The following is a 25,114-nucleotide window of genomic DNA, read 5'->3' as shown; positions in this document are numbered from 1 at the left end:
GGCTGCCGCGTCCGGGGCTCTGTCACATCAGCCGGCGTCTGCGCCCCAGCCAGGTCTGGGCGATGACGACGAGGGCCAGGAAGGCTCCGCTGACGACGAGTTGGTAGGAGGAGTCGAGGGAGCCGATCTGGTTGATGACGTTCTGGATGACCTTGAGCAGCAGGACGCCGACGAGTGAGCCGCTGACATAGCCGAGGCCGCCGGTGAGCAGGGTGCCGCCGATGACGACGGCGGAGATGGCGTCCAGTTCCATGCCGTTGCCGAGGATGGTCACGCCGGAGGCGAGCCAGGCGGCGTTCAGGGCGCCGGCCAGTCCGGCCAGCAGCCCGGACAGGGTGTAGACGAGGATCTTGGTCCGGGCGACCGGCGCCCCCATCAGGGCGGCCGCGTCCTCGTTGCCGCCGACCGCGTACACGTGCTGGCCGAAGCGGGTGCGGCGCAGTACCACGGCGCCCCCGCCGAACAGGGCGAGCGTGATCCACACCGGGTTGCCGAGGCCCAGCGTGCTGCCCTGGCCGAGTTCGGCGAGGAAGGATCCCTTGGCGATGAGGTACGTGTTCGCGCCTTCGTCGGTGATGGCCAGCATGAGGCCGCGGGCGCCCAGCATGGCGGCCAGGGTGACGATGAAGGGGGCGAGGCGGGAGCGCGCCACGAGCAGTCCGTTGACGACGCCGATCAGTCCGCAGACCGCGAGCGGGAGCAGTAGGGCCACGAGGGTTCCGTGGCGTGATCCCCAGGCGGCGAGGACTCCCCCGAGGGCGAACAGGGAGCCGACGGAGAGGTCGATGCCGCCGGTGATGATGACGAAGGTCATGCCGAGGGCGACGATGGCCAGGAATGCCGAACTGGTCGCCATGTTGCTGATGTTGTCGCCCGTGGCGAAGGAGTCGAAGGAGAACGACGCCACCAGGGAGACGATCACCAGGACGGCCAGGGCACCGTGCTGCTGGACCAGGGCGCTCAGCCGCTCGGAGCGCGCTGAGCCGGCCGGCTCGGTGGCGTCCGTCGGTTCGTTGCTCGCGGTGACCACGGGCGCGTCCGTCTTCGTCGCGCTCATCGCTTCCCCCGTCCTCGTGCCGCGTAGACGGCGCACACGATCACTATGGCCTGGGCGATCTGGGTCCACGAGGGCGGCAGATCGTGCTTGATCAGCGTGGCGGTGAGCAGCTGGATCAGGACGGCGCCCGCCACGGTACCGGCGATGTTGACCCGGCCGCCGGTCAGGGGCGTGCCGCCGACCACGACCGCGGTGATGGCCGAGAGTTCCATCAGGTTGCCGAGCGACGTGGGGTCGCTCGCCTGGAGCCGGGCGGTCGCCAGGACGCCCGCGACGGCCGCGAGCAGGGCGCAGGCCACGTACACGAGGATGAGGACGCGGCGCACCGGGAGTCCGGCCAGCTCGGCGGCGGGCCGGCTGTCGCCGATGGCGAGGAGCTGGCGGCCGAAGGTGGTGCGGCGGACCACGAAGGCCACCAGCATGGCCAGTCCGGCGGCGATCAGGATCAGGTACGGGAAGCCGAGCACGTCGCCCGAGCCCAGGGAGGCCAGCGTGGGGTTGCGCAGGTCCTCCAGCTGGGGAAGCAGCACCAGGGCGAGGCCCCGGCCGCCGACCATGAGGGCCAGGGTGGCCACGATCGGCTGGACGCCGACGAAGGCGACCAGGGCGCCGTTGGCGAGCCCGACGCCGGCCGCGAACAGCGCCACCACCAGCAGGGCGGGCAGCAGCCCGTATCCGAGGTAGAGGGCGGTGGCGGAGGCGGCCAGCGCCATCACGGCGCCGACGGACAGGTCGACGCCCTCGGTGCCGATGACCAGGGCCATGCCGAGGGCGACGATGATGACCGGGGCGACCTGGACGGCCTGGGTGCGGAAGTTCTCGGCGGACAGGAAGTGCGGGGTGATGACGATGTTGACGATCAGCAGCAGTGCCACGCCGGCGTAGACGCCGTACGTCTGCAGCCACTGCATGAGGCGGGCCTTGTCCAGCGGGGCGGTGCGGAGGGTGGCCTCAGCCATGGGTGACCGCCTCCTCGGCCGTGTCCCGCGGCGGGGCCTCGCCGGCGATGGCGCGCATCAGCTGGTCCTCGGTGACGTCGTCGCCGGTCAGTTCGCCGACGACCGCACCGTCCTTCAGTACGACCACGCGGTCGGACCCTTCGATCAGTTCCTCCAGGTCGGAGGAGATGAGCAGGACTCCCAGGCCGTCCGCGGCCAGTTCGTCGACGAGTTTCTGCACCTCGGCCTTGGCGCCGACGTCGATGCCGCGGGTGGGTTCGTCGAGGAGCAGCACCTTCGGGTTCATCGCCAGCCAGCGGGCCAGGAGCACCTTCTGCTGGTTGCCGCCGGACAGCTCACCGACCTTCTGGTGGGGTGAGGAGGCCTTGATGCGCAGCCGTTTCATGAAGGTGTCCACGATGCCGTCCACCCGGGACTCGGAGACCAGGCCGAAGCGGGAGAGCCGGGGCAGGACGGCGAGCGCGATGTTCTCCCGCACCGAGAGGCCGGGGACGATGCCCTCGCTCTTGCGGTCTTCGGGCAGCAGGCTGATGCCCGCCCGGATGGCGGCGGGTGTCGAGCCGCCGCGCAGCGGTGCCCCGGCCACCGTGAGGTTTCCCGAACTCGGCGCCAGGGCACCGGAGATGGCCTTGGCCGTCTCGGTGCGTCCGGAGCCGAGGAGACCGCCGAGGCCGACGACCTCGCCGGGCCGGATGTCGAGGGAGACACCGTGGAGCTTGTGCCGGACGGACAACTCCTGCGCCGACAGCACCGGTTGGTCGTCGGCGATCAGGTGGCCGCCGGAGAACTTGGTCTGCCCCTCCGCGCGTACCTCCCCCAGTTCGCGGCCGAGCATGGTCGACACCAGGTCGATGCGGTCTAGGTCGGCCAGGTCGCCGTGGTGGACGCGGCGCCCGTCGCGCAGCACGGTGACCTTGCTGCACACGGCGTACAGCTCGTCCAGGCGGTGGCTGACGTAGATGACGGCGATGCCCTGGTCGCGCAGTCGGCGGATGACCGAGAACAGGGTCTCCACCTCCCGCGGTTCGAGGGAGGAGGTCGGTTCGTCCATGATGACGACGCGTGCGTCGGTGGCCACGGCGCGGGCCAGGGCCACCATCTGCTGGGCGCCGACACCGAGGGTGCGCAGTGACTGGCGGACGTCGACGCGGACGCCGTAGGTGCGCAGGATCTCGTCGGCCTCGCGGTTCATGCGGGCGAAGTCGAGCAGGCCGAGGCGGGTGCGGGGCTCGCGGCCCAGGAAGAGGTTGCGGGCCACGCTCAGCAGCGGGATGAGGTTGACCTCTTGGTAGATGGTCGAGATGCCGGCCTTCTGCGCCTCCAGCGGGGTCTCGAAGGAGACTTCCCGGTCCTGGAAGGTGATGCGGCCGGCGTCCGGTCGGTAGACGCCGGTGAGCAGCTTGATGAGGGTCGACTTTCCGGCGCCGTTCTCGCCGATCAGGGCGTGGACCTCGCCGGTGTGCACGGTCAGGTCCACGTCGTCCAGCGCGCGGACGCCGGGGAAGGTCTTGCTCAGTCCGCGGACGGCGAGGACTTCGGCGGGGGGTGCCACCTGTGCCTCCAGGAAGTGTGGTGCGGGCAGGACGACGGGGCCCGGGTGTCCCGGGCCCCGTGGAGGTCAGTAGGCCTTGCCGATGTCCTGCTTGGCGTTGTCCGCGTTGTACGCGCCGTCCTCGATGACGATGTCCTGCGGCACCGCCTCGCCCTTGGTGAAGGTGTCGAGGGTCTGGAACGCGAGCGGCCCGAAGCGGGGGTTGGACTCGACGACCCCGCTGATCCACCCGTCGACGATGCCCTGGACGGCGTTGCGCGTGCCGTCGACGGTGATGATCTTGACGTCGCCGGCCTTCTTGCCGGCCCCCTTGAGCGCGGCCACCGCGCCGAGGCCCATCTCGTCGTTCTCCGCGTAGATGCCCTTGATGCCGGGGTTCGACTGGATGAGCTGCTCGGTGACCTGCTGGCCCTTCTCCCGGGCGAAGTCACCGGTCTGCTCGAAGACCACCTTCAGGTCCGGGGCCTTCTCGGCCACGCGCTCCTTGAAGCCCTTGGTGCGCTCGGTGGTGACGTTGTTGCCGGCCGCGCCGAGGAGGATGGCGACCTCGCCCTTGCCGCCCGTCGCCTCGATCATCTGGTCGGCGGCGCGGCGCCCCTGCTCGACGAAGTCCGAGGCGATGAAGGAGACGTAGTCCTTGCAGGCCTCGGCGTTGATCTTCCGGTCGATGGTGACGATCGGCACCTTCTTCGCTGCGGCGGCCTGGAGCACCGGGTCCCAGCCGTCGGAGTTCAGCGGTGCGATGACCAGCAGGTCGGCACCCTTGGCGAGCAGGTCCTGCACGTCGGTGATCTGCTTGGAGAACTGCGACTGGGCGTTGGCGGTGAGCAGCTTGACGCCCCGCTTCTTCGCCTCGTCCTTGATGGACTGGGTCTCGGCGATGCGGAACGGGTTCGCCTCCTTCTCCGACTGGGAGAAGCCGACCGTCGCACCCTTCAGGTCCAGCTTCTGTGCGCCGTAGGCGTCGATGGTGCAGGTCTTGCTGCCCGGCTTCTGCTCGACGGCCTTCTGCTCCGCGCCGGCCGCGGACGACCCGGACTGCTTGTTGTCCGACGCGTCGTCCTCCGACTTGGCGCAGGCGGTCGCGGTGAGGGCCACGGCGGCGGCCAGGGCCACGACGACCGGGCGGCCGAGGAGGTGTGGACGGTGAGTGGTGCGCTGCATGGTGACCCCGATCCGGGTGGCGCTGAAAGGGAATTGGGGAGCCGGACTACGTGCGACGACTACTGCTTCTCCCCCAGCGGAGGACGGTGTCCGGTCCGCCGCACAGAGGTTTTACATCGTTGCAAGGATGCTGTAAACCCCCCGTGCGCGACCTGCGGGCAGAGCGTGCGGACCGAACTCGCTTTTCAGGCGGCCCCGTTCACCGAACCCCGGCGAACACGTGGCGGTCTCTTGACTTGTTGCCGCCGTTCCGCTGAGACTGGGTCATCGGCAAACGTGACAACGATGTCAGCTCGACCGACGCCTGTGCCGTACGGCCCACCTCCCGGGTCCAGGTCGGTGCGTGTGTTCAGACGCCTTCGGCGCCGCGGCCCAGCGTGCTCTCCCGCTCCACGAGCCGGTGGTCGGCCAAGAAGCGGCGGGGTTCGGCCGGCTGGCCTCCCAGCCGGGCCAGTACCGACTCCACCGCGAGCCGGCCGATGGCCTCCTTGTCCGGTGACACCGAGGTGAGCGTCACCGCACCGAACCGGCCCTCGACCACGTCGTCGAATCCGACGACCGCGATGTCCTCGGGCACCCGCAGCCCTCGCGCGTGCAGGACGCGCATCGCCCCGATGGCCACGAGGTCGTTGTAGGCGAAGACCGCGTCGGGCCGCCGGCCGGCCTCCAGGATCCGGGCCATGGCGGCCGCGCCGTCCGCATGCCCCCAGCCGTCGGTGGCGGCGACGAGGCCGTCGTCGGCCGGGAGCCCGGCGGCGGCCAGTTCCTCGCGCCAGCCGCGCACACGCAGCTGGGCGGGCTCGCTGCGTCCGAGCCGGTCGCCGATGAACGCCACCTCCCGGCGGCCGAGGCCGATCAGATGGCGCACCGCGGTGCGGGCCGCCGCGACGTTGTCGATGGCGATGTGGTCGTAGGGCAGGTCGTAGTCCCGCTCACCGAGGAGCACCAGCGGCACGTTCTCCGTGCGGTCGCGCAGGTCCTCCGGCTCCAGTTCGATGGGGCTGAGGATGAGTCCGTCGATCACCCGGGCCCGGAATCCCTGGCTGACCAGGATCTCCTGCTCCCGCAGCCCACCGGTGTGGTCGAGGAGCACGGTGTAGTCGTGCGCGGCGGCCGCGTCGATGACGGCGGCGGCCAGCTCGGCGAAGTAGGGGTTCCCCAGCTCGGGCAGGGCGAGCGCGATGATGCCGGTGCGTCCCTTGCGCAGGTGGCGTGCCGTCAGGTTCGGCCGGTAGCCCAGCTCGTCGATGGAGCGTTGGACACGCTCCCGCATCGCGGCGGTGACGTAGGGATAGTCGTTCACCACGTTGGAGACGGTCTTGACGGAGACCCCCGCGTGCGCGGCGACGTCCTTGAGGCTGACCCGCACGTCGAATCCCTCCGAAACGTCCCCACTCGGTGTTCGGTGCGGGGCGGGTGTCCCCACGGTGAGCCGGACTCCAAGCCCCTGGGCACGAGTTTACAACGTTATACAGCTCGTCTCCCGGCGCTGACAAGCATGGTGGCCGACCGGCACCGGACTATCCGGGATGGTCGCACACCCGGCCGGGAGGCGACCGCACGGACGCGCTACTCGAAGAACTTGAGGCTCCAGCCGGTGTCGCTGTTCGGGCCGGGGACGTTGGCGCGGCTGTAGGTGGTGTTCCCCCACCAGGCGAAGGTGCCGGTGTACCAGTACCGGTTCTCCCAGGAGTACGGCGTGCCCTTCGGCACCGCGTGGAACATCAGGGGGAAGCGCGGGCCGGCGGGCGGGCTCGTGCCGATGTCGCCGTCGAGCAGTACGAAGGTGTGGTGGCCGGGTCCGTTGACGTGCAGGGTCGGGTCCCAGCCGGACATCATGGTGGCGCGGTTCGAGCCGAAGAGGCAGCCGTTGGACTTGTACCAGTCCCACACGTACGTAGGATCGCCGCCGGCCCGCAGCCGCAGGTCGGCCAGGCAGTACTGGTCGCTCCAGCTGCCGTTGGCGGAGTACGCGATGTGCAGCCGGCCGCTGGGGTCCCTGATGGGCTCCGGCCCCTCGTTGATGTACGGGTTGCCGACCACCCGTTCCCAGCTCTCCCGGGGCTGCGAGATGACGTGGCGCGCGCCGGTGGGCGTGGTGGGGCTGCTCATCCGCGCGATGTACAGGTTCTGCTCGACGTTGGTGTCGCCCGCCCAGCCGGACCACACGAACCACCGCTGCCCGTTGAACGTGAACAGGGTGCCGTCGATGGCCCACTTGTCGTCCGGCAGCGCCAGCTTCGTCTCGGCGGTGTACCCGCTGTCCGGGGAGGCGGAGCTGATGACGTACATCCGGTGGGCGGCGCCGCGGCCGGCCGAGAAGTAGATGTAGTAGCGGCCGCCGTCCCGCACGATCTCGGGGGCCCACACCTCCCCGCGGTTGCGGGTGTCCGACCAGACCTGGCGGGCGGGCGCCGACGCCAGTGCGGCCGTCGACGGGGCCTGGCGCACGACGAGGCCGCCGCCCGCCGACTGCACGGAGACGTAGGTGCCGCCGACGCGCAGGACGCTGGGGTCGGCGGCGCGCAGCCCGGTCTGGTCGGCGGTGGCGGGCTCGGCGGACGCCAGGGACAGCGCGGCCGCGAGGATGCTGGAGAGGCCGAAGGCGACGGCGGCGTGGAGCAGGCGAAGAGGTTTCATGGTCCCGTTCCCTGATCGGTCTCCTGTTCGACGCCGGCCCGGCCGTGGCGTGACGGGTCGGGCCTGGCATCCGGTCAGCAGCGGGTCGGCGGAGTCTGTGGGGTCGGCCCGTGACCGTAGAGCGGGTCGTCCGTGCGGTCGGCAAAGAGCGTCGAGGGGGTGCGCCGAGCGGCTCGCACGAGACCTTTACATCGATGGAAGTCAGCTGTCACAGGATCGCGAGGGGTGCTGAGCATGTCAACCAGTCCGGCACGAAGCCGTGTCGGCTCGGACGACACCTGTCGACCGGGTATCCTCCGTCGCCGCTGAGAGATCCGTTCTGGAGGTCGCCGCCGGCCTCCCTCGACGGCCTCCCTCGACGTGGAGCTCACCCTTCCGCGAGAACCTCCGCGCCTGAGCGCTCCGCGTGCGTGCCGCCGCCGTCCGGCCCACCCTGAGACCATGAGCGAGCAGCCGATCGTCATCTACCCCGCCGGAGCGGACAGCGGCAGACGTGTCCGCATCCATGGTCACTTCGTCGGCATCGCTTACACCACCACCGACATCGCCGCCTTCATACAGGAGGCCGGGTTGCAGGATTTCGACGACATGGACGTCGTCCGGTCCAAGGGCATCGAATGGCGGGGCGAGGGGCCCGACGACTGGGACACATGACCGCGGCGCCGGGCTCCCCACCCACCTACCAGGCGCCGTCTCTCAGCGCATCCTCTGATGGTCCGGACTCGGGTCGGACGGCCGTCACACCGCGTAGGCGCTGCACGAGGTGCGGTCGACGCAGATATGGGCGCTGATGCTGTTGTGGGCGCTGCCGAAGACCGGGTCCTCCATGAAGTAGTCGTCGCTGAGGTTCGAGGCGTATCCCTCCGCTCGGGTCAGGCAGATGTGGGAGTTGAAGCCGGAGGAGGTGGTCGGGTTCGCGAAGAACTTGACCTCCGAGCAGCGCCCATGTTCAGGACCGAGATGCACTCCCTCACGAGCCGCTCCTCGGCGCCTCCGATGCGGATCTCCTCCCGGACGGTGAGGTCCCGGACCTCCGCGTGCGAGACGGTCTGCCGTTCCGCCGGGGCATGGCAGCCGGCCGCCCAGCACACCGCCGCGGCGACGGCTGCGGCGACGAGGAGCTGCTTCCTCACGAACGTGACACCTTTCCCGGCCGGAGGATCGGCGGCCTGTGCGCCGGCTCTCCGGACGTGCCGTGGATGGCCCTAGGGCGGTCGCGGGGAGCAGGCTTTTGTCGTGTGTGCGGAGTGCTGTGTCAGGCGTGTGCGAACGTGTGCGTCGCGCCGTCGCCGGCCAGTGAGGGGCCGGCGAAGCCCCACGGTGACATGCCGGAGACGCTGTTCAACGCCAGAGCTTCGGGTCAGAATGAGGCCGGGATCCGTCCGTGCCGAGGGGGACTTGTGGGGGAACGGGCCGAGCGGCCGCGGGGGCGGCGCCATGACCGGCGCAACGGGAGATCTGCCTCATGAGTCCGGTTCTTGACACGGCGTTCGTATCGCCGCGGGACCGGGAGGAGGTGGTCCGGCATGCCGTGTGGGAGTCCCTGGTGGCGGTCGACATCGACCACCGGCCGCCGGTCGAGGAGATCTCCGTCCGCATCGGGCTCGGCGCCGTCGGGCCCGTGAGGTTCTGTTCGGCGCGGGCGTCCGCGGTCACCGTCCGGCGGACGGAGCGGCTGGCCCGGCAGGACGAGGAGCCGGCCGTCTTCCTCGGCCTCCAGGTCGCCGGCACCAGCCTCGTGGTGCAGAACGGCCGCGAGTGCGTGCTGGAGCCGGGCCAGTTGGCCGTCTACGAGTCGATCTCTCCCTACACGCTGCTCTTCGACAACGGTGTCGACCACCACTTCCTGCGCTTTCCCCGCTCATCGCTCGCGTTGCCGGACCGGTTGCTCCGGGAGACCGGCGCGGTGGCGATGGGAGCCGACAACCCCGTCGCACCGCTCGCCTTCAGCTACTTCTCCCAGCTGGCCGTCTCCGACGCCTTGCACCGGGGCGGGCACGCCGACGCCGTCGTGGAGCCCAGTGTCGAGCTCCTGCGCGCGGTCCTCACCACCCAGTACGGCAACTCCGGACGGGCCCGCGGCCCGTTGGAGGCGACACTGGACCTGCGGATCACCCAGTTCATGCGGGAGCACCTGGCGGACCCCGACCTGTCGGCGGCCCGGATCGCCGCCGCGCACGGCATCTCCGTGCGCCACCTCTACGCCGTTCTGGCCCGCTCGGGCATCAGCCTGGGAGACTGGATCCGTACCCGCCGCCTCGCCGAATGCCGGCGGGAGCTGGCCGGCCCGGCCGGTCGTCGGCGGACCATCGCGGCGGTCGGCCGCAGCTGGGGCTTCGTGAACGCCACGCACTTCAGCAAGGTCTTCAAAGGGACGTACGGCATGTCGCCCCGGGAGTGGCGCGACCAGAACCGGGCGGGTCCGGCGGGCGGTTGAGCGGTTCTCCCGAGGCGTGCGGGGAGGCCGCGATCTCGCGATGGCCTCCCCGCACGGCGCTCGGTGCTACGGTCCCGTCAGGTGACCGGGCGCTATCCGGTCAGCACGTGCGGCCGGTGTACCAGGCGCCGTCGACACCGGAGCTGGAGCCGATCCAGGTCACACCCGGGCCCACGCACCGTTCGCTGTTCGGCCCCCAGTCGTCGATCTCGATGACGATGCGTGAGCCGTCCGAGGTGCAGTGGTTGTAGTAGGCGTCGGAGTGGGTCTCGTAGAAGCCGCAGGGGTTCGCGGCGGCGGGACCCGCGGTCAGGGTGACCGCGCCGGCGGACGCGAGGACGAGAGCGACGGAGCCGAGGGCACTGGTCGCGATACGACGAAGACGCAAAGAGAGCTCCCAACGGTAGGAGGATCGGCGTCTCCTCCGCAAAGTGTCCGCCGATCCGCTGTCGGTGTCCGAGACTCACAGCTCGGAGCAGTCGTTTCGGCTCCTCCGGGCACCGTTCACCCGCCGAATCGATTCCCTGCTGCGCCGACCGAATGGACTTCGCCGCTTCCTCCTGCGCCGCTCGTCCGACGTGTGGTGGCTCGCGGGTCGCACTTCCCCCCGGATCCTTGGCGGATCCGCTCACTCGGGCCAGTCGGAGCCCTCGATCACCTCGACGAAGTCGGTGCGGCGGAAGCCGGGGACGAAGTGTTCGAGGACGTCCGCGTTCACCGTCCCGAACGTGGTGGCCGGACGGTGCCTGAAGCCCTCCGTGAAGGCGTGGAGGATCTGCCGCTTGAAGTCCGGGCGGGGGTGGGCCGCCGTGACCTCGTCGATCTGGGCCCGGGTGAGGTTGCCCAGGTTCAGGCCGAGCACGTCCGTCTCCACCCCCGCCGTGGTGGCCGCGATCTCCGGCGCCAGCTTGTAGGGCACCTCGGGCGTGGTGTGCAGGGCGACGGCCGTCCAGACCGTCTCGGCGTCCGACGCGGACGCTCCGCGGGCCAGCAGGAAGGCGCGGGCCTGGTCGGCGCCGTCCATCTCGAACCGCTGGTCGTCGCCGCGGTAGGGCGGGACGAGCCCGGTGTCGTGGAACAGCGCCGCCACGTACAGCAGCTCGGGGTCGGGGCGGAGCCCGAGCGCGGCGGCCTGCAGGCTGCCGAACAGGTAGACCCGCCGGGAGTGGTGGAAGATCAGCGGTGGTGTGGTGGTGCGGATCAGCTCCGTGGCTTCACGGACGAGGGCGCTGTCGGGGATCTCGACGCCGGCGATCTTCTCACTCATGACGGCACTCCTTGGCAGTGGTGATCGGTGGTTCCACCCTGCGTCCGCCGGTGTCCGCGCGTCCGCTTCCGGATGGCCGACAACCCCTCGCGGACGGACACGGCCGCGCGACGCACCCCGGCGTGTCAGCGAGAGGCGCGCGAAGCCCGGGTACCCGCCCCGGTCGTGGTGAAGCGGCGCTGGTACCTGGTCGGTGAGACGCCCAGATGCCGGGCGAAGGCGCGGCGCAGGCTCTCGTAGCTGGGGAATCCCGACCGGGCGGCCGCCTCCGTCGCGTTGTGCCCCGCGTCCAGCAGCGCTTTCGCCATGTCGAAGCGGATCAGCTCCACGTACCTCATGGGCGTCGTGTCCAGCTCCGTACGGAACATGCGGGTCAGGTGCCGGGGGCTGACCCGCACCCGCGCGGCGAGGGCCCCCAGGCCGTGATCGGCCGTGGGATCGGCCTGTACGGCGTCCTGGACCTGCCGCAGGACCGGCGTGCGCGGGGGCGGCCCCTGGAGGGAGGCGGAGAACTGGGACTGCCCGCCCGCCCGCTGCATGTACACGACCAAGGAGCGGGCGACGCCGCGTGCCAGATCAGGTCCGTGATCCTGCTCCACCAGGGCCAGTGCCAGGTCGATGCCCGCGGTGACGCCGGCCGAGGTGTAGAGCGCGCCGTCCCGTACGTAGAGCGCGTCGGGCTCCACGCGTGCGGCGGGGCAACGACGGGCCAGCAGCGCGGTGTGCTGCCAGTGCGTCGTCGCCCGCCTGCCGTCGAGCAGCCCCGCGGAGCCGAGGATGAACGCACCGGTACAGATCGACGCGACCCGGCCGGACCGGGAGGCCAGCTCTCGTGCGGCGGCGGCGAGGTCAGGGGCCACCGTGCCGTGCGGCACCTGGTCACCGCCCACGACCAGCAGGGTGTCGAAGGCGGAGGCTCCGGAGACCCCGGCGTCGACCGGGACGCGGACGCCGATGGAGGTGGCGACCCCTCCCCCGCCGACCGACACGAGGGTCAGCCGGTAGCGGGCGCCGTACCGGTTGGCCTCGCTGAAGACCTCGGCGGGCCCGGACAGGTCCAGCATCTTCATCCCGTCGAACACGAGTACGCCGATGCTGTGCTCATCCGGCTCCATCGTCCTCACCCTCGTCGCGGCTCTCTCGCGGGAACGCGTTGGTCCCATTGTCCTCGCCGACGGGGCGAGACCGGCGTCAGCCGCGGCTCAGTGGTCCGCCTTCGGCGTCCAGCCGGGCGGTCCGAAGACGTGACCCGCGCGGTCCCGCCAGCGGGTGGCGGAGCGCACGTCGCGCCAGGTGGCCGCGTACTCGTGGAAGGCGACGCGCAGCGGGTTGTAGGTGTCGATGTTCTTCGTCAGACCGTAGACAGCCCGCTCCCCCTCGGCCTGGAACGTACCGAGGAGCCGGTCCCAGACAATCAGGATGCCGCCGTAGTTGCGGTCCAGGTAGGCGTTGTTGGAGCCGTGGTGGACGCGGTGGTGCGAAGGGGTGTTGAAGAGGAACTCGACCGGGCGCCAGAGCTTGTCCACGCGTTCGGTGTGCAGGAAGAACTGGTAGACGAGACTGATCGACTGCTGGAGCAGAATCATCCACGGGGGTACGCCGAGCAGGGCGAGCGGGAGCCAGAACGGCAGCGTGGTCATGGGTGTCCAGCTCTGCCGCAGCGCGGTGGAGAGGTTGAAGCGCACGCTGGAGTGGTGGACGACATGGCTCGCCCACAGCACCCGGATGCGGTGGTGCGCGCGGTGGAAGACGTAGTAGGCGAGGTCGTCCGCGAAGAACAGGAGCACCCACGTCCAGGCCGAGCCGGGGGACAGTTGCCAGGGCGCGAGGGTGTAGAGCCCGGCGTAGGCGACGATCGCGACCGCCTTCCACGGGAGGCCGACGACCTGGCTGCCCGCACCCATCGACATGCTGGTGACGGTGTCGCGGGTCTCGTAGCCCCGTTCCTCGTCGTCCGGCAGGAAGCGGTACGACAGCGCCTCCACGGCGACCAGCAGCAGGAAGGCGGGTATCGCGTAGACGACTGCGGGTATCACGCCGGTCCTCCTTCGCGTTCGGGGGCGACGGGTGCGGTGGGCACACTGCGGGCGAGCAGGGCGCGTGCCGCGGCCTCCGCGCCCTGCTCGTCGCGCGTTCCGATGAGCGCGGCGAGCCGCACGTGGCCCTCGATGTCCAGCAGTTCGGCCGCGCGCAGTTCCATCGGCACCTCACCGGCGATGAGGGAGCCGTCGACGAGGGTGTTGAAGGCGAGGAGGTAGGCGAGGTTTCCGGAGCCCTCCACGATCAGCCGCCACCACGCGACGTCCGCGGCGCCCAGTTCGGCGAGGTCGGGTCCGCAGCCGATGTATCCGGCCGCGCCGCTGACGATGCCGGCGGCGGTCTCGCGCGAGCAGCGGGCCGCGCACAGCCGGGCGGCGTCCGCGCCGAGCGAGGCCCGCATCTCCAGGACGTCCCGCCGCAGGTCGTGCGTGGGGGACCCGGTCGCGCGGGCGAGCTGCACGGCGAGGTCGAGTCCGGCGGTGCGTCGCCACTCCAGGACCCGGGTGCGTCCGCCGTGGCTCACCTCGACGAGCCGCGCCTGCTGCAGCCGCTTGACCGCCTCCCGTACGGCGTGCCGGTTCACCCCGAACTCGGCGGCCAGCTCCCGTTCGGCGGTCATGGGCGCACCGGCGGCGAGCGTGCCGCTCAGGATTCGGTCTCTCAGCAGCGTGAACAACTGGTCGGAGACCGCCTCACGCCGGATCGGCTGCTCTGTCATGGCGCAGAGCCTGAACCGTGCGCGGCATCTGGTCAACTGGTTGGACCAGAGTGAACCGGACGGGTTTTGAGGGTCGTTGTGCGCCAGCCATGTCCCCCGACTCCAGTCGCGGGGCCGCGCGCCGTGGTCTCGATCGAACGGACATCGCGTCGGCGCCGTACCGCATCTGTACGAATTGCGTACACGCTGTATAGCGGTGGCCGGCAGCGGCTGACCGCGAGTCGGTAGCTCGTCGCCGATGTCCACACTCACCCGATTGGTGCAGTCCGAGGTGTGGGCTTACGGTCGTCGTGGGGCTCCTGCAGCCCGCCCTCAGGCCCTCGCCATAGGGAACGCACATGTCGAACCCTCAGCCTGTCCCGGCCGATTCGATCACTCAGCCGCGACGAAAGCGTGGCAGAGGCGTAGCACTGCTGGTCATCGCCTCGTGTCAGCTGATGGTGGTCCTGGACATCACCATCGTGAACATCGCCCTCCCCCACATCCAGACCTCGCTCGGTTTCTCGACCGAAGGTCTGTCGTGGGTGATCAACGCGTACACCCTCACCTTCGGCGGGCTGTTGCTGCTCGGCGGCCGGTCCGGGGACATCCTGGGCCGACGGCGGATGTTCGTCATCGGAGTGCTGCTGTTCGTCGGAGCATCGTTGCTGTGCGGGCTGGCACAGAACCCCTGGGAGTTGCTGGTGGCCCGGTCCCTCCAGGGCATGGGCGGCGCCATCGCCTCCCCGACGGCCTTGGCGCTGATCGCGACGACCTTCGCCGAGGGGCCCGAACGCAATCGGGCGTTCGGGGTGTTCGCCGCGGTGTCGGCGGGCGGCGGCGCGGTCGGGCTGCTCGCGGGCGGAATCCTGGTCGAATGGCTCGACTGGCGCTGGATCTTCTTCGTGAATGTGCCGATAGGCCTCCTCATCGCGCTGGCGACGCCACGGTACATCCGTGAGTCCCAGCGCCGGCCGGGCCGTTTCGACGTCACCGGGGCGCTGACCTCGACCCTCGGCATGGTCTCACTGGTGTACGGCTTCATCCGGGCGTCCGAGGACGGCTGGCGGGACGCGGTCACCCTCCTCGCCTTCGCGGTCGCCGTGGTCCTGCTGGCCACGTTTCTGCTGGTGGAACGGCGGTCCCGGCAGCCGATCACGCCGTTGCGGATGTTCCGCGACCGCAATCGGGCCGGCACGTACGCGATGATGCTCAGCCTGTCCGCGGCCATCTTCGGCATGTTCTTCTTCCTCACGTTGTACGTGCAGAACGTGCTGGGGTTCGGGCCGCTGGAGGCCGGGCTCGCCTTCCTCCCCGTGAGCGCCGTGATCGCGGTCGGCGCCGGCCTGGCGTCGCAGCTGCTGCCGAGAACGGGCCCCAAGCCGTTCATGGTGCTCGGCGGACTGCTCGCGGCGGCGGGCCTGGCGTGGCTGACGCTGACCGACATCAACAGCACCTACGCGGGCAGTGTGCTGGGGCCGATGCTGGTGTTCGGCCTCGGCATGGGCATGGAGTTCGTCTCCCTCACGCTGATGGCGGTCTCCGGGGTCGCGGAACGCGAGTCGGGGGCGGCGTCCGGGGTGCTCAACGCGACCCAGCAGGTCGGCGGTTCGCTCGGCCTCTCCATTCTGGTGACCACGTTCGGCACGGCCAGCCGTAACAAGGCCGAGTCGTTGCTGCCGAGGTTCCTCTCCGAGGCGACGCCGCAGGAGCAGGCGGAGGCGCGACGCACCGGGGAGTTGCCGGGAATCTGGGGCGATCAGGTGCTTACCGCGGGCGTGAGCGCGGCGTTCGTCGTAGCCGCCGTGATGGCGGGGCTCGCCGCTGTCATCGCGTTGTTCGTCATCCAGGTACGCGGGTCGGACCTGGAACGTCTGAAGGGCAACGGCAGTACGGGCGAACCATGACCGGTACGGGGAGGAACGTTGTTCAGTCCCGCGATTCCCGTGGCTGAACAACTCGACAGTCGGTTGAGTCTGGGACGCGACTACCCCGGCGGCCGCACGATCCGCGTCCGCTCGCCCCGACACAACCAAACAGGGAACCGATGATCAAGCACCGGCATGCTCCAACCACCTTGGCCACCGCGCTCACGGCAGTCCTGACACTGGCCGCCTGCGGAGGCGGAAGCGGGAACGGGCAGGCGGACAACGGCCGTACGTCGCCCAGGACATCGTCCTCCGCCACCGCCTCCCCCGCGTCGCCCCTCCCGCCCTCGCAGCCGCCGCCGGGTGCCGGAGCCTCGGACGCTCCCGCGACACCACCGGAGATCATGCCGGTCTACCAGACCGTCTACGGCCTCGTCGGAACGCCCGCGTGCACCGGTGTCCCCTGGGACGACGCCGGGTGTGGAAAGGACCTCACCGCGGCCGGCGAAGTCGCCAACGCGATGACCGGGCACATTGAGAAGCACTTTCCCGGCAGCGAGTACGCCGGCCCGAAGAAGGCCGCGGGTCAGGTGGCGCGGTCCGTGAACATGCTTCGGAACGCCGGCTGCTACGGGATGAGCCCGAAACCTCCGAGAACGAGTCCGGACAAGCTGCGTGAGCTGTGCCCCACGCTGAGCACCGTAGCGTCCCTGTCGTGGCTGAGCCTGGAGGGCAGCCTCGACGTGTTCTGACCCGGCGTTCGAAAGGGAAGCCGAGCCTGGCCATCATGACCCGAAGGGGGCGGCTGAATGCCGCGACTTGATTCTGAGCAGCAGTATCCCAGGAGCCGTGGCTCCCGAAAGCTCGCCGGACTCGCGTTCGTTGTCGCGGTCGGCTTGCTCGGGGCAGGGTGCTCGGGCGGGCAGACAGGTAAGGCGTCACCGACCTCGCCGGTCTCCTCCTCCCCCGCCGCGTCACCTTCCCTTTCCCCGACACCCTCGCCCTCACCCGCCGCAACCACCTCTGCTTCCGCCGCCGCACCTCGCACGTACACGCAGAAGGAATTGGCTTCACGGCCGTGCCAAGCACTCGACGCACGCGATCTCGCCGCCCTCGGAATCAAGGGCCGGGGTAAGCAGGAAGTCGGCGACCACGGCGCCTCGTGCATGTGGAAGTTGGCGGGCCAGAGCGTCAGCCTCGCAGTGGACCTCCCCCTGTCCTACGCCCGGACCATGACCAAGAATGGACGCGTCTCGCAGGTGCCGGTAGGACAGCACAACGCCATTCAGGCGGAGTTCCAGAACATCTGCTTCATCTTCGTCGCGGTCGACGACATCGACCGCCTGGTCGGCACCACGACCATTCCGGAACGCGGGGTCTCCCAGGACGGCACCTGCCCCGCCGGGGCGTCCGTCGCCGCGGCAGCCCTTACCCACCTCCGGTGAGTCGGCACCGACACGGACGGATCATCCAAGCGGCTCGTGGTTGACCCAGATCGCCTTGTACGGGTAACGGCTCTGCCAGCACTTGATGAGGTCGAGCGCTTGCGTTGAGGGCTTCGAGATCGGCCAGACGCAGTTGCAGGATGGCGATGGCGATGGCGATGGCCACTGGGGCGTGGTCGTCGCCCGGGACGCGGATGTGGTGCTGTCGCGCGAAGGGCTCGACCAGACCAGCATCCATCACGCATCGCCGCCATCTTCATCTGGTCCGCGAGAGGAACAGGAAGAGGTCTCCAGCGGCGATGCGCGGTGGCAGTGCGCTGCTCAGTCGTCGAACCACACGACGAGGCGCACGTTGTCGTCACCGTGCTGTTCCGCGAGTTCTTTCATGGCCTGCCAGACGGGTTGCCACTCGCCGGTTTCGGTGACGGCGTCTCTGCGGCAGATGGTGACTGATCTGTAGAGCGTGTCCCCGACGAGCCACTCACTTGCTTCGGGCCACTCCCGAACCTCGCCAGGTTTGAGACCGACAGCCTCGGCAAATGCGTCGCCATTCCAGGACGCTTTGCCCGTCATCCTCAGCCCGGTCGGCGTCTGGCGGTATTGGTGAAGCCGGCTGTCGGGCTTCTCTGCGGGCTCGTCCCAGTCGACGGCCTTCACCTCGGCCCACGTGATCCACGTCATGCCGTGAAAGCCGTCTTCGCCGTACCACTCGGTCAGCTGGGCAAACCGCGTATCCAGGGCTGCCGAGGCGTCGGCGGGAAACCCCCTGCCCGCCGCCAAGGGGCGGAAGTTCGCATAGTTGCGGACCCCGAAGAGACAACCGAACGCGTCGTAGTTACGGACATCATTGAGGGAGCTGAGGCCATGTGCGCTGTACCAGGTCGGCTCCTGATCGTCCTGCGGCGCCCGATACTCGATGAAGCCGCTTATGTCTGTACCCATACCAGGCATTCTCCTGACGCCGTCAAATGCTTTCGCCTCTGTCGGATCGACGACCGGCGCGAAAAGCACTACTGGCCGATCGAGAAGGTCGCACCGGGCAGGGCGTAGTCGACGGGACCTTCGAAGCGCGCCGCGGCACGCGCCACCGCCTGCTGCGGCGTGAGGAAGCGGCCGACGTGCGTGACGATCAGTCGGCCCGCCCCGGCCGTGTCGGCTGTGTCGCCGGTGTCCTCGGGCGTGTGGTGCACTTGGTCGCCCTCGACCGGCGCCTGAGCGCTCTCGGCTTCGCACAACAGCACGTCGCATCCCTCGGCCAGCTCGGTGAGGCCAGGGCACGGTGCCGTGTCCCCGGAGTACACCAGCGACTTGCCGGCCGCCTCGATGCGGACGGCGAAGGCGGGGATGCCGTGCGACACCGCCCGGCTGGTCAGTCGGAGCGAGCCGATGGCCGCCTCGTGCCCGTCGTGCAACTCGGTGACGGTGAAGGCCGATTCGATCGGGCTGCGGGCCGGAGTGTTGGTGAGGAAGTTGGCCAGCCGGTCGGCGATTCCAGGCGGACCGTAGAGAGGGATCGGCGAAACCAGGTGAATGTCCGCGTACAAAGCGCCGTAGTACGCGGTGAGCAGGTCCGCGCTGTGATCGGCATGCAGATGCGAGATCCAGATCGCGTCGAGCTCATCCAGCCGCACATGCCGCTGGAGCGGGCCGAGCGTCCCGCTGCCCGCGTCCACCCAGATACGCGTGTCCCCGCTCGACACGAGATAGCCGGAGCACGGATTGTCCACGCTCGGGTAGGGCGTCGCGGAGCCCAGAACCGTGAGGTGAAGCAGCTCGTCGCTCATCCCGGGATCCTAGAACACGCGATCCACAGGTCTTGACTGGGCACCGGGCCGGTCGTGTGCCTCACCGTCGTCGAAAGGGCGAGGAACCACCCGCCTGGAAGCATGCGCACCACCTCGCGCTCGCCGGATGGCGCCATGCCTGTCGCGAGAACATCGCTCGATCCGACCTCTGTACGTGGCTAGCCCGGTCGTAGATCCTTTGTAGCTGTGACAGACACGGCTAGCACCCACTCATGGCCCACAGGCATCAGCGCCATCACCCTCTTCGTGGAGGATCTGGACGCCACGAAGCGGTTCTACCGGGAGGTCTTCGGGCTGCCGGTGGCCTTCGAGAATGACAACTCAGCTGTCTTCGAATTCGGCAACACCATCATCAACCTGCTCAGGACCACCGCGGCACCCGAGCTCATCGCTCCCGCTCGCGTCGCCCAGGCTGGCGCCGGCTCCCGTCTCCAACTCACCCTGCCGGTGGACGATGTTGACGCGATGTGCAAGGAACTGGCCGCCCGCGGTGTCACCCTGCTCAACGGCCCCATGGACCGGCCTTGGGGCATAAGGACCGCCAGTTTCCGTGATCCCGGCGGCCACATCTGGGAAATCGCCAAGTGACTGCGTCGCCGGACCCTGAGATCCGGACCCTCCTGTCGTTCCTGCACGGACAGCGCCGCCACGTGCTCGGCATACTCGACGGCCTCGACACGGATGCCCTTCGCCAACCCGTGCTGCCATCAGGCTGGAACTGTCTCGGCCTCGTCCAGCATCTCGCCCTCGATGTTGAGCGGTTCTGGTTCCGCGCGGTGGTAGCGGGTGCCGAAGACGTCATCAAGTCCGTGGACGACGACGGCGACGCATGGCAGGTGGGGCGAGAGGTTCCGGCTGCCGAGATCCTCGACCGATACCGCACGGAGACCGGCCTGGCGGACACCATCATCCGTGCCACCGCTGTGGACACTCCCCTGGCTTGGTGGCCGCACCACCTCTTCGGCGAACCGCACCTGCACACCCTTCGAGACGTCCTGCTGCATGTCATCACCGAGACTGCCTGCCATGCCGGCCACCTCGATGCGGCGCGTGAACTCCTCGACGGCCGACGGTGGATGGTCCTGACCTGACGTGCCCACAGGCATGGCGCCAGGGCCAGGCGGAGATCGTTGAGGGCCGAAAGAGCCTTGCGGGTCAGCCCTTAGTCTTTGGGCATGGCCGGCCCGACGCCCGCCAGGTGGACATCCTCTTCGGCGGAGCCACCGACCGCGCCGACTACCTCCGCGACGGCCGCGCCGATGTCGCCCTGCTGTACGCGCCGTTCGACGACATGACCGGTCTGGATCACGAAACCCTGGCGGTCGAAGGACCTGTAGCGATCCTGCCGCCGGGCCACCGGCTCGCCTCCCGCTCGAAGGTCACTCTCGCCGACCTTGCCCAGGAAACACTGCCCCGTTGGACGTCAGTCGTCGCCGGTGATGAAGTCGGCTATAGCGGCAGCGACTGCTTCGGGCTGCTCATCGGGGATGAAGTGCCCGGCGTCGGGCACCACGACTCCCGTGGTGTTGCCGGCCCATGGGCTGATGGAGGCGGCCATGTCCGGGATGGATCCGTGGCTGCTGGAGATTCCGAGGATGGGCACGGACAGGTGCCGACGGCTCAGCGCCTGGTGGTTCTTGCGCGCCGACTCGGCGGCGTCTCGGTAGTAGGCGAGGGAGGCGCGGAGGCCGCCGTCGGCGGCGAGGGCCGCTGCGTAGTGGTCGAGGTCGGAGTCGTCGAACGCGTCGGGAGAGAAGGCCTTCGTCTTCAGGAACCAGCCGGCATAGTCCCGTTCGCGGCCGGCGAGCAGGGTCTCGGGCAGGTCGGGCACAAGGTGGAACGCGAAATGCCAGGTCTTCCACGCCCGGGCCGGGTCGGTTGGAATCGAATCCGGGAGGGTGATGCCGGGGATTCCGGCGTCGAGCAGGGCGACCCCACGCAGGTGGCTCTCGTAGTTGAGGGCGAGGGAGAAGGCGACCCAGGCGCCGACGTCGTGGGCGGCCAGCCAGTAGGACGGCACTCCGAGTGCCGTTGCGGCGGCGTGGACGTGGGCGGCGACCGTGTGGGTGTCGTAGCTTCGCTCCGGGCGCTCGGAGTGGCCCTGGCCCGGCAGGTCGATCGCGATGACGCGGAACCGGCCGGCGAGACGGGGCATGACCTTGCGCCAGGCCTGCCAGGTCTGCGGGAACCCGGCGAGCAGGACGACGGCGGGGCCGGTCGACTGGCCCCCTTCGACGGCATGAAGACGGATGCCGTCCGCGTCGACCCAGCGGTGGGTGAACCCGTCCAGGTTGTGCAGGGGCAGGTCGCGGACGGGGTTGGCTTCGGAGTCATGCTGAGAGGTGATCGCTGAGTCAGCCATGGGAGACCTTCATTGGTGTGGGACGTGCTGGTCGTGCCGGCGTCGAAGTCACGCCCGAGGCCCAGGGCGCAAGCACGCCCCTGGCGGCTGACGAGCGGGCCCGGGCACGGTCCCGCCGTCGGCTACGTCGGCGTGGCGGTGATGAGATCCGCAGCCATGTCGCCGAGTACCGCCAGACCAAGGTCGTAGCGCGGAACGGTCAGAGCCGCCTCGGACGGAGGAAGGGCCTGCGGTCGTGCTCATGTCTCCAACGTAGCACATATTGAACTGGTTAGTTCAAGATAGAATGGTGTGCAGTACGGCCCAGAGACATCAAGACACCGGCAAGGAAGTGCCACGTGGCAGGCAAGAAGCAGTTCGACATGGACACGGCACTCGACGCCGCGATGATCCAGTTCTGGCGCGCCGGCTACGCCGACACCTCTGTGGACGACCTGTCACGGGCAACCGGCCTGAACCGCAGCTCCATCTACTCCTCGCTCGGCGCCAAGGACACGCTCTTCCGGCGCTGCCTGGATCGCTACGCCGCGCGCTACGGCGAGAAGTACGACGCCGCCCTGTCGTGTGCAGCCTCGGAACCCCTCGCGGCTGTTCGTGCCTTCTTCGACGTCACCCTTGAGCGCATCGCCGATCCCGAACTCCCCGATGGATGTCTGATCGCCCAGTCGGCCATGGCGATCCCGGTGCTGAGCCCCGCCGTCGCGGCGCACGCCAAGGAGGCGCTCGGCCTCCAGCGTGTGCGCCTGCGCACCGCACTGAAGGCGGGGCGCTTGACTGACGAGGACGCCGACGCCTTCGCTGAACACGTGGCGGCCGTGAACCAGTCTCTCGCCGTCATGAGCAGAGCCGGGGCGAGCCACGCGCAGCTCTTGGCCATCGTGGGCGTGACCGTTGACGCGCTTTCGCAAACGTTGCGCGCGGCCGGGCAAGCCTAGGAGGCCGGGGGTCCGAGCCACACAGGCCACTTCTGGGCAAGCCCTGAATTGAAAAGCCGGTACGCGGTTCAGGCGTCGCTGCTCCGCGATCAGCTCCGGTGCCCGCCCTCGCCGAGTTCTGCTCGGATCCGGCCGAGCCACTCCGTTCCCATGCGTCGTCCGTCGGGGAACTGGTCGTCCCGGTCCCAGCGCCACGTTGTGATCATCGCCAGTACGAGGAGGCGGCACTCGCGCAGCAGGTCCTGGTTGACGCCCGGGTAGTGCGTGCCGACCTCCTCGGGGGCATGGGCGAGGTCGAATTCGACGGGGCCGCGGCAGCACGTCTCCAGGTCGATGAAGAGCAGTCCGTGCTGTGTCGTGAGGACGTTGCCCGGGTGCGGCTCGCCGTGCAGCAGTTGGTCGGTCTCGCCGCGCTCGCAAATCGCTCGCCTCAGGCTGTGCAGCGTGTTGCGCAGCAGTTGCCGGTCCGCTTCGGCGAGATCCGGGGTGCGGTCCCGGTTGGCGATGAGTTGTTGCGCCTGCTCGACCCGGTCCGTGAAGTGCGGCGTCGGGACGTCGATCCGGCTCATGCCGGCATGCAGACGCTTCAGCGCGTCGGCGTAGTCGACCGGTGACACCTCGGCGGGTGCCATGGGCTCGTAGTAGGTCCAGAGCGTGACCGCGAAGCCGTCACGCTCCTGGACGCGTGGCTCCACACGAGGTTCGAGGGCGGCCACCGGGCACCCGGATGCGGCGAGCCGCTGTGCCAGCTCGACCTCGAACTCCGCGACCTGCTGCGCCACGGGTGCCACCCTGGCCAGGACGTCGCAGGGCAGCAGACGCAGGGTGAGCTTGTTCGAGTCATGGAGGACGGTCACGTCTTCGGTGGCCAGGCCGAGTGATGAGGCAATCGACGTGGCCGCGGTCACCGCACGGCGGAACTCCGGCTCCTGCATGTGTCGCTCTGCTCCTCTCCACCAACGCCGCCTGCTGCAGCACACCGCGGCTCCGCGGCGCTCTCTGACGGTACTTCAGGTCGCGATCGCCATCGAGCGGGTCCGGGGCCGCACACGGCAGCGGCGGCTGAGCGCGGTCAGCCGCCCTGGCCGGCGCTGCCGATCGGGCCCACCTTCACCGGGGAGCCGGTGCCGTCCGTGACGGGCAGCGTGGCGGCGCCCGGCCAGTCGAGGGTGACGGACTTCGTCTCGTCGGGCGGGGTGACGACGAGCCCGGTGATACGGACGCCGGAGCCGCCCGAGTCGTTGATCGGGTAGTGGATGCCGAAGGCCACGGTCTCCCCGTCCTTGAGGGTGCCCGGGACGACCGGCTCGCCACTGCGCTTCGCGGACAGCGTGCCCGAGTTGGTCTTCAGGTCGACGCCGGCGTATCCCGAGATCGCGCACGCCCGGCCGCCGCCGTTGGTCAGCTCCACCGCGACGGTGCCCTCGGCGTCGCCGTCAATGGTGGCGTCCATCGCCTTGAACTTCAGCTCCCCGGTGCGGCACTTGCCGACCTTGTCGTTCTCCCCGGACCCGGAGCCAGAACCGGAGCCGGAGCCGGACCCGGACCCCGCTGCCGTCCCCTCCCCACCGGTGCCCTCCCCGCCGGACTCGTCCCCGGCGCCCTGCTGCGAATCGCCCGAGCCCGAACCGCCGCCCGAGGAAGCCTCGCTGGACGCCGCCGACAGGTCGCTCTGCCCGGTGGCGTCGTCGTCGTTCTGGCAGGCCGTGAGCGAAAGGCTCGCGGCAACGGCGAGAGCCGCGAAGGTGAGCTTGTGAACGCGCATCGTCACTTCCTCAGAATCGGTTGGGCGTGCCGGCCGTCGGTACCCGTCGCTGCTGTACCGGCGCTTGTGCACACGAAGAGCAACCCCGCCCGGCAGTCCGTTCCGCACAACCGCCCTTGCATACATTCCTGTTACACGCACAGCAAGGCGCGCCCACCACGCACCTCCGCCGGCGCACGCCCGGCAGGGCACGCCCTCGGTCGGCCAGACAGGCACTTCCAGCCGCCGTCCCTCGCCCGTTCAGGGCCGCCACCCCCTGGGACAGTGCTGTAACGAGGCGGATCTTGACCGGGCCGGTGACATGGCTGCACGAAAACTCTCCAGCATCCGGGCGTCGGCCGGCTCGCCCCCGGACGGGCCCGTCGCGAGACGCGCTAGCGTCCCGACACATGACGTCTTCCTCAAGCGCGCCGCTGGAGCGGCTGCGGTCCGAGCTGCGGGAGCTGGCCGAACCGCAGGTACGCGCCCAGCTCTTACGGGTACTCAGCCCCGCGGACGACGACGAGCTGCTCGGCGTAAGGGTCCCGGTGCTGCGCAAGCTCGCGCGGCGCTACCGCGGGTTGCGGCCGGAGGAGGTGAACGCCCTGCTGCGGGGCCGCGTCCATGACGAACGGTTCGCCGGGCTCCTGGTGCTGGCCGAGCAGATGCGTTTCGCCCGTGGCCGCGTGGAGCGCGGGGCGCTGGTGGACTTCTACCTGGCGCACACCGACTGCGTGGACAACTGGGATCTGGTGGACGGATCCGCGCCCGTCGTGCTGGGCAAGTGGCTTCTGGAGGAGTCACAGGACGTCCTGGAGGAGGTGCTGGACCGGCTGGCCGGGTCGGCCTCCCTGTGGGAGCGGCGGATCGCCGTCGTGGCCACGCTGACACTGATTCGCGCGGACCGCTACGAGCCGACGTTCTCCCTGGTCATCGCGCTCCGCCAGGATCCGGAGCCGCTCATCCACAAGGCGCTGGGGTGGATGCTCCGGGAGATCGGCCGCCATGACGCGCGGGCGTTGGTCCACTTCCTCGACCTGCACGCCCTCGAACTGCCGCGGATCACCGTGCGCCACGCCACCGAGCGTCTGGAGCCGGAGGACCGGGCGAGGTTCGTGCGTCGACGGTAGACGGCACGTCCC

The 25,114-nt window shown here is 69.6% G+C and carries 26 protein-coding genes and 1 pseudogene; 10 read left to right on the top strand and 17 right to left on the bottom strand.

Going from position 1 to position 25,114, the window contains the following annotated elements; all coding sequences use genetic code 11:
• Nucleotides 1-22 precede the first annotated feature (22 nt).
• The 6 genes from ACFW01_RS06425 to ACFW01_RS06400 all read right to left on the bottom strand — a co-directional run bounded on the left by ACFW01_RS06425 (nt 23) and on the right by ACFW01_RS06400 (nt 7,372).
• The gene (locus ACFW01_RS06425; protein WP_234959052.1) at nt 23-1,057 is read right to left on the bottom strand and encodes an ABC transporter permease; all 1,035 of its coding nucleotides are present in this window, start codon (nt 1,055-1,057) and stop codon (nt 23-25) included.
• On the bottom strand, nt 1,054-2,016 hold the full coding sequence (locus tag ACFW01_RS06420) for an ABC transporter permease (RefSeq protein WP_384502521.1): 963 nt from the start codon (nt 2,014-2,016) through the stop codon (nt 1,054-1,056). Before ACFW01_RS06420 ends, ACFW01_RS06425 begins: the two co-directional genes overlap by 4 nt.
• A complete protein-coding gene (locus tag ACFW01_RS06415) occupies nt 2,009-3,568 on the bottom strand; it encodes a sugar ABC transporter ATP-binding protein (RefSeq protein ID WP_384502520.1) in 1,560 nt (519 codons plus the stop codon). Before ACFW01_RS06415 ends, ACFW01_RS06420 begins: the two co-directional genes overlap by 8 nt.
• Nucleotides 3,569-3,634: 66 nt before the next feature.
• Nucleotides 3,635-4,732, bottom strand: a complete 1,098-nt coding sequence (locus tag ACFW01_RS06410; RefSeq protein ID WP_234959049.1) for an ABC transporter substrate-binding protein — start codon at nt 4,730-4,732, stop codon at nt 3,635-3,637.
• Nucleotides 4,733-5,081: 349 nt separating this feature from the next.
• Entirely contained in the window at nt 5,082-6,101 is a 1,020-nt protein-coding gene (locus ACFW01_RS06405; protein ID WP_234959048.1) for a LacI family DNA-binding transcriptional regulator, read from the bottom strand.
• A 200-nt stretch (nt 6,102-6,301) separates the two neighbouring features.
• On the bottom strand, nt 6,302-7,372 hold the full coding sequence (locus ACFW01_RS06400; RefSeq protein WP_384502519.1) for a glycoside hydrolase family 43 protein: 1,071 nt from the start codon (nt 7,370-7,372) through the stop codon (nt 6,302-6,304).
• A 441-nt stretch (nt 7,373-7,813) separates the two neighbouring features.
• On the opposite strand from ACFW01_RS06400, the gene ACFW01_RS06395 reads away from it, so the two are divergent.
• Nucleotides 7,814-8,026, top strand: coding sequence for a hypothetical protein (locus ACFW01_RS06395; protein ID WP_234959046.1), 213 nt, complete (start codon nt 7,814-7,816; stop codon nt 8,024-8,026).
• Between the two features lie 84 nt (nt 8,027-8,110).
• On the opposite strand, the gene ACFW01_RS06390 is transcribed toward ACFW01_RS06395, so the two are convergent.
• Entirely contained in the window at nt 8,111-8,338 is a 228-nt protein-coding gene (locus ACFW01_RS06390) for a hypothetical protein (protein WP_384502518.1), read from the bottom strand.
• Between the two features lie 499 nt (nt 8,339-8,837).
• Between ACFW01_RS06390 and ACFW01_RS06385 the strand changes: the two genes are divergently transcribed.
• The gene (locus ACFW01_RS06385; RefSeq protein WP_384502517.1) at nt 8,838-9,809 is read left to right on the top strand and encodes a helix-turn-helix domain-containing protein; all 972 of its coding nucleotides are present in this window, start codon (nt 8,838-8,840) and stop codon (nt 9,807-9,809) included.
• 100 nt (nt 9,810-9,909) lie between these two features.
• Here the strand turns inward: ACFW01_RS06385 and ACFW01_RS06380 are convergent, their stop codons facing one another.
• The 5 genes from ACFW01_RS06380 to ACFW01_RS06360 form a co-directional block, all read right to left on the bottom strand.
• The gene (locus ACFW01_RS06380) at nt 9,910-10,197 is read right to left on the bottom strand and encodes a DUF6355 family natural product biosynthesis protein (RefSeq protein WP_234959043.1); all 288 of its coding nucleotides are present in this window, start codon (nt 10,195-10,197) and stop codon (nt 9,910-9,912) included.
• Nucleotides 10,198-10,437: 240 nt separating this feature from the next.
• Nucleotides 10,438-11,076 carry an HD domain-containing protein gene (locus ACFW01_RS06375; RefSeq protein ID WP_234959042.1) on the bottom strand — a complete coding sequence of 213 codons (639 nt, stop codon included), beginning with the start codon at nt 11,074-11,076 and terminating at the stop codon, nt 10,438-10,440.
• Between the two features lie 125 nt (nt 11,077-11,201).
• The gene (locus tag ACFW01_RS06370) at nt 11,202-12,191 is read right to left on the bottom strand and encodes a GlxA family transcriptional regulator (RefSeq protein WP_384502516.1); all 990 of its coding nucleotides are present in this window, start codon (nt 12,189-12,191) and stop codon (nt 11,202-11,204) included.
• Nucleotides 12,192-12,278: 87 nt separating this feature from the next.
• Nucleotides 12,279-13,112, bottom strand: a complete 834-nt coding sequence (locus ACFW01_RS06365; protein ID WP_384502515.1) for a sterol desaturase family protein — start codon at nt 13,110-13,112, stop codon at nt 12,279-12,281.
• Nucleotides 13,109-13,834 (bottom strand): GntR family transcriptional regulator, encoded by a 726-nt coding sequence (locus ACFW01_RS06360; RefSeq protein ID WP_234959040.1) that lies wholly within the window; start codon nt 13,832-13,834, stop codon nt 13,109-13,111. The genes ACFW01_RS06365 and ACFW01_RS06360 overlap by 4 nt, the downstream gene beginning before the upstream one ends.
• A gap of 338 nt (nt 13,835-14,172) precedes the next feature.
• Here ACFW01_RS06360 and ACFW01_RS06355 point away from each other — a divergent pair, with 338 nt between their 5' ends.
• The 3 genes from ACFW01_RS06355 to ACFW01_RS06345 all read left to right on the top strand — a co-directional run bounded on the left by ACFW01_RS06355 (nt 14,173) and on the right by ACFW01_RS06345 (nt 17,126).
• Nucleotides 14,173-15,720, top strand: coding sequence for an MFS transporter (locus ACFW01_RS06355; RefSeq protein WP_234959039.1), 1,548 nt, complete (start codon nt 14,173-14,175; stop codon nt 15,718-15,720).
• 365 nt (nt 15,721-16,085) lie between these two features.
• Nucleotides 16,086-16,433: a hypothetical protein gene (locus ACFW01_RS06350; RefSeq protein WP_384502514.1), complete on the top strand. Its 348-nt coding sequence runs from the start codon at nt 16,086-16,088 to the stop codon at nt 16,431-16,433.
• A 57-nt stretch (nt 16,434-16,490) separates the two neighbouring features.
• Nucleotides 16,491-17,126 (top strand): DUF3558 family protein, encoded by a 636-nt coding sequence (locus ACFW01_RS06345; protein ID WP_234959037.1) that lies wholly within the window; start codon nt 16,491-16,493, stop codon nt 17,124-17,126.
• Nucleotides 17,127-17,447: 321 nt separating this feature from the next.
• Here ACFW01_RS06345 and ACFW01_RS06340 read toward each other — a convergent pair whose 3' ends face one another.
• Nucleotides 17,448-18,068, bottom strand: coding sequence for a hypothetical protein (locus ACFW01_RS06340; RefSeq protein WP_234959036.1), 621 nt, complete (start codon nt 18,066-18,068; stop codon nt 17,448-17,450).
• A 68-nt stretch (nt 18,069-18,136) separates the two neighbouring features.
• Nucleotides 18,137-18,910 carry an MBL fold metallo-hydrolase gene (locus tag ACFW01_RS06335; RefSeq protein ID WP_234959035.1) on the bottom strand — a complete coding sequence of 258 codons (774 nt, stop codon included), beginning with the start codon at nt 18,908-18,910 and terminating at the stop codon, nt 18,137-18,139.
• Between the two features lie 207 nt (nt 18,911-19,117).
• On the opposite strand from ACFW01_RS06335, the gene ACFW01_RS06330 reads away from it, so the two are divergent.
• The 3 genes and pseudogenes from ACFW01_RS06330 to ACFW01_RS06320 all read left to right on the top strand — a co-directional run.
• Entirely contained in the window at nt 19,118-19,519 is a 402-nt protein-coding gene (locus tag ACFW01_RS06330; RefSeq protein WP_384502513.1) for a VOC family protein, read from the top strand.
• Complete coding sequence (locus ACFW01_RS06325; RefSeq protein ID WP_234959033.1) at nt 19,516-20,022, top strand: DinB family protein; 507 nt, start codon at nt 19,516-19,518, stop codon at nt 20,020-20,022. The genes ACFW01_RS06330 and ACFW01_RS06325 overlap by 4 nt, the downstream gene beginning before the upstream one ends.
• A pseudogene (locus ACFW01_RS06320) lies at nt 20,004-20,282 on the top strand (hypothetical protein); the annotation flags it as partial. The gene ACFW01_RS06325 and the pseudogene ACFW01_RS06320, both read left to right, overlap by 19 nt.
• Nucleotides 20,283-20,354: 72 nt before the next feature.
• Here ACFW01_RS06320 and ACFW01_RS06315 read toward each other — a convergent pair.
• Nucleotides 20,355-21,293, bottom strand: coding sequence for an alpha/beta fold hydrolase (locus ACFW01_RS06315; RefSeq protein WP_384502512.1), 939 nt, complete (start codon nt 21,291-21,293; stop codon nt 20,355-20,357).
• A 338-nt stretch (nt 21,294-21,631) separates the two neighbouring features.
• Between ACFW01_RS06315 and ACFW01_RS06310 the strand changes: the two genes are divergently transcribed.
• Nucleotides 21,632-22,228: a TetR/AcrR family transcriptional regulator gene (locus tag ACFW01_RS06310; protein ID WP_384502511.1), complete on the top strand. Its 597-nt coding sequence runs from the start codon at nt 21,632-21,634 to the stop codon at nt 22,226-22,228.
• 89 nt (nt 22,229-22,317) lie between these two features.
• Here the strand turns inward: ACFW01_RS06310 and ACFW01_RS06305 are convergent, their stop codons facing one another.
• A complete protein-coding gene (locus ACFW01_RS06305; RefSeq protein WP_384502510.1) occupies nt 22,318-23,163 on the bottom strand; it encodes a phosphotransferase enzyme family protein in 846 nt (281 codons plus the stop codon).
• Between the two features lie 137 nt (nt 23,164-23,300).
• Nucleotides 23,301-23,993 carry a DUF4232 domain-containing protein gene (locus tag ACFW01_RS06300; protein WP_384502509.1) on the bottom strand — a complete coding sequence of 231 codons (693 nt, stop codon included), beginning with the start codon at nt 23,991-23,993 and terminating at the stop codon, nt 23,301-23,303.
• A 389-nt stretch (nt 23,994-24,382) separates the two neighbouring features.
• On the opposite strand from ACFW01_RS06300, the gene ACFW01_RS06295 reads away from it, so the two are divergent.
• Entirely contained in the window at nt 24,383-25,102 is a 720-nt protein-coding gene (locus ACFW01_RS06295) for a DNA alkylation repair protein (protein ID WP_234959028.1), read from the top strand.
• The last annotated feature ends 12 nt before the right edge of the window (nt 25,103-25,114 follow it).

It is taken from the genome of Streptomyces sp. NPDC058985 (genome assembly GCF_042740985.1).
In the GTDB taxonomy this organism is placed as follows: domain Bacteria; phylum Actinomycetota; class Actinomycetes; order Streptomycetales; family Streptomycetaceae; genus Streptomyces.
This window is presented reverse-complemented; position numbering and strand designations above follow the sequence as displayed.

Excerpts from the sequence above, each read along its gene's own strand:
- ACFW01_RS06350 (WP_384502514.1), top strand. The coding sequence starts at position 16,086 with ATGCCGGTCTACCAGACCGTCTACGGCCTCGTCGGAACGCCCGCGTGC.
- ACFW01_RS06295 (WP_234959028.1), top strand. The coding sequence starts at position 24,383 with ATGACGTCTTCCTCAAGCGCGCCGCTGGAGCGGCTGCGGTCCGAGCTG.
- ACFW01_RS06315 (WP_384502512.1), bottom strand. The coding sequence starts at position 21,293 with ATGGCTGACTCAGCGATCACCTCTCAGCATGACTCCGAAGCCAACCCC.
- ACFW01_RS06340 (WP_234959036.1), bottom strand. The coding sequence starts at position 18,068 with ATGGGTACAGACATAAGCGGCTTCATCGAGTATCGGGCGCCGCAGGAC.
- ACFW01_RS06400 (WP_384502519.1), bottom strand. The coding sequence starts at position 7,372 with ATGAAACCTCTTCGCCTGCTCCACGCCGCCGTCGCCTTCGGCCTCTCC.
- ACFW01_RS06370 (WP_384502516.1), bottom strand. The coding sequence starts at position 12,191 with ATGGAGCCGGATGAGCACAGCATCGGCGTACTCGTGTTCGACGGGATG.
- ACFW01_RS06360 (WP_234959040.1), bottom strand. The coding sequence starts at position 13,834 with ATGACAGAGCAGCCGATCCGGCGTGAGGCGGTCTCCGACCAGTTGTTC.
- ACFW01_RS06385 (WP_384502517.1), top strand. The coding sequence starts at position 8,838 with ATGAGTCCGGTTCTTGACACGGCGTTCGTATCGCCGCGGGACCGGGAG.
- ACFW01_RS06335 (WP_234959035.1), bottom strand. The coding sequence starts at position 18,910 with ATGAGCGACGAGCTGCTTCACCTCACGGTTCTGGGCTCCGCGACGCCC.
- ACFW01_RS06300 (WP_384502509.1), bottom strand. The coding sequence starts at position 23,993 with ATGCGCGTTCACAAGCTCACCTTCGCGGCTCTCGCCGTTGCCGCGAGC.
- ACFW01_RS06375 (WP_234959042.1), bottom strand. The coding sequence starts at position 11,076 with ATGAGTGAGAAGATCGCCGGCGTCGAGATCCCCGACAGCGCCCTCGTC.
- ACFW01_RS06420 (WP_384502521.1), bottom strand. The coding sequence starts at position 2,016 with ATGGCTGAGGCCACCCTCCGCACCGCCCCGCTGGACAAGGCCCGCCTC.
- ACFW01_RS06305 (WP_384502510.1), bottom strand. The coding sequence starts at position 23,163 with ATGCAGGAGCCGGAGTTCCGCCGTGCGGTGACCGCGGCCACGTCGATT.
- ACFW01_RS06345 (WP_234959037.1), top strand. The coding sequence starts at position 16,491 with ATGCCGCGACTTGATTCTGAGCAGCAGTATCCCAGGAGCCGTGGCTCC.
- ACFW01_RS06425 (WP_234959052.1), bottom strand. The coding sequence starts at position 1,057 with ATGAGCGCGACGAAGACGGACGCGCCCGTGGTCACCGCGAGCAACGAA.
- ACFW01_RS06395 (WP_234959046.1), top strand. The coding sequence starts at position 7,814 with ATGAGCGAGCAGCCGATCGTCATCTACCCCGCCGGAGCGGACAGCGGC.
- ACFW01_RS06355 (WP_234959039.1), top strand. The coding sequence starts at position 14,173 with ATGTCGAACCCTCAGCCTGTCCCGGCCGATTCGATCACTCAGCCGCGA.
- ACFW01_RS06410 (WP_234959049.1), bottom strand. The coding sequence starts at position 4,732 with ATGCAGCGCACCACTCACCGTCCACACCTCCTCGGCCGCCCGGTCGTC.